The 6,776-nt window shown below is 48.3% G+C and carries 5 protein-coding genes; 3 read left to right on the forward strand and 2 right to left on the reverse strand.

Features of this window, described 5'->3' with window-relative positions:
• Window positions 1–103: 103 nt before the first annotated feature.
• On the forward strand, window positions 104–880 hold the full coding sequence (locus R2I50_RS03060; protein ID WP_316607637.1) for an IclR family transcriptional regulator: 777 nt from the start codon (window positions 104–106) through the stop codon (window positions 878–880).
• A 44-nt stretch (window positions 881–924) separates the two neighbouring features.
• Here R2I50_RS03060 and R2I50_RS03065 read toward each other — a convergent pair whose 3' ends face one another.
• Window positions 925–1,152 (reverse strand): DUF378 domain-containing protein, encoded by a 228-nt coding sequence (locus tag R2I50_RS03065; RefSeq protein WP_316607638.1) that lies wholly within the window; start codon window positions 1,150–1,152, stop codon window positions 925–927.
• A gap of 60 nt (window positions 1,153–1,212) precedes the next feature.
• Window positions 1,213–1,605 carry a DUF2116 family Zn-ribbon domain-containing protein gene (locus R2I50_RS03070; RefSeq protein WP_316607639.1) on the reverse strand — a complete coding sequence of 131 codons (393 nt, stop codon included), beginning with the start codon at window positions 1,603–1,605 and terminating at the stop codon, window positions 1,213–1,215.
• A 351-nt stretch (window positions 1,606–1,956) separates the two neighbouring features.
• Here R2I50_RS03070 and R2I50_RS03075 point away from each other — a divergent pair, with 351 nt between their 5' ends.
• Together R2I50_RS03075 and R2I50_RS03080 are read left to right on the forward strand one after the other, a co-directional pair.
• Window positions 1,957–5,982: a starch-binding protein gene (locus tag R2I50_RS03075; RefSeq protein WP_316607640.1), complete on the forward strand. Its 4,026-nt coding sequence runs from the start codon at window positions 1,957–1,959 to the stop codon at window positions 5,980–5,982.
• 69 nt (window positions 5,983–6,051) lie between these two features.
• Window positions 6,052–6,657 (forward strand): DUF1643 domain-containing protein, encoded by a 606-nt coding sequence (locus R2I50_RS03080; RefSeq protein WP_316607641.1) that lies wholly within the window; start codon window positions 6,052–6,054, stop codon window positions 6,655–6,657.
• The last annotated feature ends 119 nt before the right edge of the window (window positions 6,658–6,776 follow it).

Genomic DNA, 6,776 nt, shown 5'->3' on the forward strand with positions numbered 1-6,776 from the left:
AAAACCTCCTTTAATAAGAATATTTTATCATGGAGCTGTACTTGACACAAGAACATTTGTGCTGTATTATTGAATCATCATTCTGTAATACGGAATAGGTGATATGATGGATGAAAATAAAGGTAAAGTCAAGTCGCTTTTCAAAGCAATAGACATATTAGATGTATTATCTCAGTCGACAGGAGGACTGAGCCTGAGTGAGTTGTCAGAACGATGCGGTTATCCCAAAAGCACTGTTCACGCGCTGGCTTCGACTATGCGCGACAGAGGATTGCTTCGTCAGCTTCCCGACGGAGCATATGCGCTCGGCATCCGATTGTTCGAGTACGGTTCTGCGGTCTCGCGCGGATTTGATATCAGCAAACTGGTTCGTCCGTACCTTGAGAGCTTGAGCGCTCTTACCGGCGCCAATTCGGTTATCACGATGCTTGACGGACATCATCCGGTATCGATCGACTATGCAGTCAGCGCTTCCGGCGTACAGATCCTTCCCGAGATCGGCGTGAAGCTTCCGCTGCACTGTACTTCTCAGGGCAAGCTGATGCTCGCTTATCTTCCCGGCAATAGAGTGAAATCGGTTTTAAAGCGCGCGTCATTGCGCCGATACACACCTCATACGATCACAGATACAGACAGATTGATTGAAATATTGACAGAGGTTTACAATCTTGGATACGCTGTTGAAGACGGCGAGTATAAAGTCGGTCTGCGTTCGGTTTCCGCTCCGGTATTTGACAGTGCGGGCGAGTTGAAGTATGCGCTGACAACTGTCGGCTTCTTTCGCAGAGTTATTTCGGATGAGTTTTCAGAGATTATACAAGCTACCGTGAATCAGGCAAAGATGTTGTCAGCCGCTTTGGGATATGATAAAGAACAGTGATTAAATGTATAAAAGCTGCCTCCTCACGGAAGCAGCTTTTGCTTTTATGTGGCGCTTGCACGGTAATCATGGTCGCCTGCCTCGGTTGTATCTCTGAATAAGAGAGAGATACACCACAGCGCTGCCAAAGCAACCAGGACATATACGATGCGGCTGACGATACCCGACTGACCGCCGAACAGGAAGCCTACGATATCAAATTGAAACAATCCGATGCTGCCCCAGTTGATACCGCCGACGATCAGCAGCGATAGCGCAATTTTATCCAGCATACACTTTACCTCCTTACAGTCATACTGTACGGATAGTATTTGTCATTCACACAGAAATATTCATATCCAACCCAAGAAGAAGAAAAGCAGTATCATAACGCCGAGGGCAAATAGTACGCAGGCGATGATCTTGGTAATAAACACCGCTTTTTTTAATTTGTATTTTTCGATCATTATTTCGGCAGGGAAGGGGAAGAAGTTGTACAGCAGACCGAGTATCATCAGGCAGATCGAGCCTCCGACAGCGCCGATTGTACGGCTGAAGGAATAGACAAAGATGCTGATACCGATGCCGAGTACAAAGATTCCGTTCAAAGCCGAAAAGCCCGATTGCGTTTTAGCTCTATATTGAAAGAAACTATTCGCTTCTTTTTCACATTGTTCGGAGCAGTACATTTTATCATACGATATCTCTTTACCGCAGTATCTGCATTTCTTCACGTCGGTATTCATACCTTTCTATATAATATGGATTTATTCTATCACTAAATGCTGAGGATTGCAACAATTATACTAATTTATTCATCACAAATTGGGTATAATGTTCAAATATTAATTGAATATTTGTAGAAAAAGTGAATTGAAGATGATAGATAAATTTGATATACTAGACTATGAGGAAAACTGACCATGTTATGTGGTTATCTCCCGGAGGATTGCTTACATAGTAATTCAGATTTTAGCTTTCATTACCAACATTACATCTGTTATGAAAGGTGAGATTTCATTGATTTTCTATCTGCCCATGGTAGAGGATCGGTGCTCCGAACATCATTCTATGGGCGGAAAGGCTATGGAATTAACATGAAATTCAAACGAGCACTAAGCGTACTGCTAGCGGTTGCTATGGTATTCTCCTGCTTCGCGGTCGGTATCGTTACCACCTCCGCAGAAGAAGCTGATGCTGCCGTTACAGGTGCAGACGTAGACGTTGCCGCGGCCGGTTCGACATATTCCGATATGTTGAACAAGACTAAGGCAGAGAACGGCTACGGTCTGATGAACAAGGTAGATGATAGTACCATTCTGCAGGCGTGGACCTGGTCCTTCAAGAATATCGAGAATAATCTTGATACGATCGCCGAGCAGGGCTTCACTACCGTACAGGTATCTCCTCCTAACGAGATCAAGAAGGGTACCCAGAACGCTAAGTTCCTGCAGAGCGACAACCAGAACGGTTGGTGGATGTACTATCAGCCCGCCGGTTTCCAGCTCAACAACAGCACCGATAACGCTCTCGGTACCAAGGCTGACTTTATCTCCATGTGCGAAAAGGCACATCAGCTGGGTATCAAGATCATCGTTGACGCGGTAGTAAACCACATGGGTACCAAGGACGGCGACGACAGCAACACCAGCACCGATCCCATGTCCCACGTAACCCCCAGAGCCCAGACCTTTGAGCCTGCGATCTACAACGGCAAGCTGTTCCATTCTCCCTGGAAGCAGATGCAGTACATTGAGAGCAACGCTTCTCAGTATGATTCTACTTACGATCTTACCCGTAACTGCACCTCCGGTCTGCCGGATCTGATGACTGAGAACGCTACCGTTCAGAACGCGATCTATGAGTATCTTGACGAGCTTCTCAAGTCCGGCGCTGACGGCTTCCGTTTCGACGCTGCGAAGCATATCGAGACTCCCGACGATATTTCGAGTCTGCGCTCCGATTTCTGGACCAATACCCTGAATAAGGCAAGACAGGCTAACCCCGATAAGGAAGGCTATGCTTACGGTGAGATCCTGAACACCTGCGGTATCAACCGTCCTTACTCCATGTACTTCAAGTACATGCAGGTTACCGATAACTGCGCTCACCGCGACCGCATTATGCCCGCGATCAAGAACGGTTCCGGCACCGGCGTATTCCCGTTCTACAGCGACTCCGGTAACAGCACCTTCACCAAGGCGAACACCGTTCAGTGGGAAGAGTCTCACGATACTTATATCGACGGCACCACCACTTCTCTGACTGTTGCTCAGCGTAACAAGATTTGGGCTGCTGTCGCAGGTCGTGCTGATATCACCAGCGTATATCTCGCTCGTCCTTCAGACAACACCAACACCAACGATCTGTACAACATCACCATCGGTGAAGCGAGAAAGACCGCTTGGGCTAACGAAGTAACCAAGGCTGTTAACCAGTTCCATAACTATTTTGCAGGTCAGGGCGAGTACACCTCAGTCAGCGGCAACAAGGCGATGATTGAGAGAGGCACCACCGGCGCTATCATCATCACCATGGGCGGCACCAACGGCGGTTCCGTTTCTCTGACTGCTAACAAGCTTGCGGACGGTACTTACAAGGATGCTATCTCCGGTAACACCTTTACCGTCGCTAACAAGAAGGTTTCCGGTACTGTCGGTAACACCGGCGTTGCGGCGATCTATGAGAACGAAGAGACTCCCGAGCCGATCCCGACCGAGCCTCCCGAGACTTATATCCTCGGTGATGTTGACGGCGACGGCGAGGTAGACGCAGTTGATGCTACCCTGATCCTTCGTTACTCTATCGACCTGATCACTCTTACCGACAAGCAGCTCAGAGCAGCTGATGTTGACGGCGACGGTATGGTTACCCCGATCGACGCTACCTTCATCCAGCGTTACGGCGCTCAGATGACTGTTAAGTATCCCATCGGTCAGGAGCAGACAGTTGTTCCGGTTGTTCCGACCACTCCCGTGATCCCGACTACCGTAACTCCTACTACTGTATATCCCACGACTCATGATGATCCCGAGAACGTGACTCTGTACTTCTCGAACAACAAGTTCTGGGATTCCGTTAACGTTTATATGTTCTCTACCGCGGGCGGTGAATCTGCCGAGTGGCCCGGCGTTGCTGCCAACAAGGTCGGCACCAACGACTTTGGTGAGGACATCTATTCTGTGACTGTTAACACCAATCAGTATGACAGTGTAATCTTCAACGGCTCCGGCGGACAGACTGTTGATATCGACGTTGCGAACGCGTATGCAATGGGCGCCGGCATCTACTGCCTCGACACTCAGGATGATCAGGGCCATTATGACGTAGATTATTATGAGTACGGTCCGGTTGAAGATCCGACCTCTTATGAGCAGCCCACGACTCACGACGATCCCAACCCTGAGAATGTAACGCTGTACTTCTCGAACAACAAGTTCTGGGATTCCGTCAATGTTTATATGTTCTCTACCGCGGGCGGCGAGTCCACTGCTTGGCCCGGTGTTGCCGCTAACAAGGTCGGCACCAACGATTTCGGTGAGGACATCTATTCCGTGACTGTTAACACCAATCAGTATGACAGTGTCATCTTCAACGGCTCCGGCGGTCAGACTGTCGATATCGACGTAGCGAACGCTTTCGCAATGGGCGCGGGTGTTTACTGCCTTGATACCCAGGATGATCAGGGTCACTATGACGTTGGCTATTATGAGTATGGTCCGGTTGAAAATCCGACTTCTTATGAGCAGCCCACGACTCATGATGATCCCAATCCCGAGAATGTCACCCTGTACTTCTCTAACAATAAGTCTTGGAATTCCGTTAACGTTTATATGTTCTCCACTGCGGGCGGCGAGTCTACCGCATGGCCCGGCGTTGCGGCAGATAAGGTCGGTACCAACACCTACGGCGAGGATATCTATTCTGTAACCGTTAACACTAATCAGTATGATAGCGTAATCTTCAATGGCTCCGGCGGTCAGACTGTCGACATTAGCGTATCATATGCTTATAATATGGGTTCCGGTCTATACTGCCTCGATACTCAGGATGATCAGGGTCACTATGACGTTGGCTATTATGAGTATGAAGATATTGAAGAACCCGACAATCCCGACAATCCGAATCCTCCCTCTGTTAACGGCGGTTTCTATCTTGTCGGCGGCTTCTCCAACTGGGAGGCTAACGAGCAGTATAAGCTGAGCGAGAATTCTGCTAACCCCGGCGAGTACATGATCTCTACCACTCTTTCTGAGGGTGACGGCGTAAAGGTCGTTAAGGTCGAGAACGGTACTACTACCTGGTATCCCGACGGCATGGATAATGAGTACATCGTAGATGCAGCTCATGCCGGAGAAGTAACTGTTTACTTCAACCCGAACGGTAACGGTGAGTGGAGCGCATTCGGCGGCTTCATGTATATTGAAGGCGGCAATGGCGGCGATAATCCCGACAATCCGGATAACCCGAATCCTCCCTTTGTTAACGGCGGTTTCTATCTTGTCGGCGGCTTCTCCAACTGGGAGGCTGACGAGCAGTATAAGCTGAGCGAGAATTCTGCTAACCCCGGTGAGTACATGATCTCCACCACCCTTACTCAGGGTGACGGCGTCAAGGTCGTTAAGGTCGAGAACGGCACCACTACCTGGTATCCCGACGGCATGGATAATGAGTACATCGTAGATGCAGCTCATGCCGGAGAAGTAACTGTTTACTTCAACCCGAACGGCAACGGTGAGTGGAGCGCATTCGGCGGCTTCATGTATATCGAAGGCGGCAACGGCGGTAACACTGATCCCACTCAGGGCGGCAGCGACACCACCGAGCACACCTTCCTGCTGACTGATAACTTCGGTTGGGGTACTGCTTACGTCTACGCTTGGGATGACGACGGCAACGAGATGAACGGTTCATGGCCGGGTTCCGCTCAGGCTGAGACTCAGGTCAATGATTATGGCGAGACTCAGTTCGTATGCCACGTTCCCGCAGGCGCTAAAGGCGTTATTTTGAGCAACGGCAACGGCGCTCAGACAGAAGATATCACAGACTTCACTCATGCAGGTTACTGGATGAGTGGAAAAAAGAACGATCTCGGTCATTATCTTGTAACAGCTTGGGATTGATCGTACATTGATATAATTAATAGGGAGCAGACTTCGGTCTGCTCCCTTTACGTTAGAACGGAGGATAATATGCACATTCCTTTCTCTGATACAAAAGATATCGAGGTTTTGTCTTTTACTGACGCTATGGTTAGTACAAATGATTCTTATGACAGAGATCGGTGGATTTATGTTCCTGATTTTTATAGTGAATACCGCTACATCCTTGGAACAAAAGGGGAGAAGCCGCTGATCTGCATCGGCATCAACCCTTCGACCGCCGAACCGGATCATCTCGACAACACGCTCAAGTCGGTTGAACGGATCGCACTTGCTAACGGGTTTGACAGCTTTATCATGTTTAATGTTTACGCTCAGCGAGCAACTAATCCCGACGATATGGAGAATGCATGTAACGAGCTTCTTCATGCTGAAAATATGAAAGCATTTGAGTATGTACTCGGATTAAGCGAAAAACCCGCTGTTTGGGCTGCATGGGGTAATATTATCGAGAAGCGTTCGTATCTCAAAGCCTGTGTACGTTCCATGATCGAACTGGGGGAAAGGTATCATGCCAATTGGTATTCGGCAGGGAAAATATCAAAAAAAGGGCATCCGCATCATCCGCTCTACTTGCGAAAGGATTCACCGCTTGACCTTTTTGATATCAGAAATTATATCGATCATCTTTCATAAAAAAACCCGCCTTTATCGGGCAATATCATTAAGATAAGGCACTAATAAGAAATACCTCGTACCAAAATATGGGTACGGGGTATTTTTTTGAAGATTATTTGAAAACTTTAGTAAAAAGA

Origin of the sequence: uncultured Ruminococcus sp. (assembly GCA_902785355.1) — a bacterium.
Classification (GTDB): domain Bacteria; phylum Bacillota; class Clostridia; order Oscillospirales; family Acutalibacteraceae; genus Ruminococcoides.

Excerpts from the sequence above, each read along its gene's own strand:
- R2I50_RS03070 (WP_316607639.1), bottom strand. The coding sequence starts at position 1,605 with ATGAATACCGACGTGAAGAAATGCAGATACTGCGGTAAAGAGATATCG.
- R2I50_RS03060 (WP_316607637.1), top strand. The coding sequence starts at position 104 with ATGATGGATGAAAATAAAGGTAAAGTCAAGTCGCTTTTCAAAGCAATA.
- R2I50_RS03065 (WP_316607638.1), bottom strand. The coding sequence starts at position 1,152 with ATGCTGGATAAAATTGCGCTATCGCTGCTGATCGTCGGCGGTATCAAC.
- R2I50_RS03080 (WP_316607641.1), top strand. The coding sequence starts at position 6,052 with ATGCACATTCCTTTCTCTGATACAAAAGATATCGAGGTTTTGTCTTTT.
- R2I50_RS03075 (WP_316607640.1), top strand. The coding sequence starts at position 1,957 with ATGAAATTCAAACGAGCACTAAGCGTACTGCTAGCGGTTGCTATGGTA.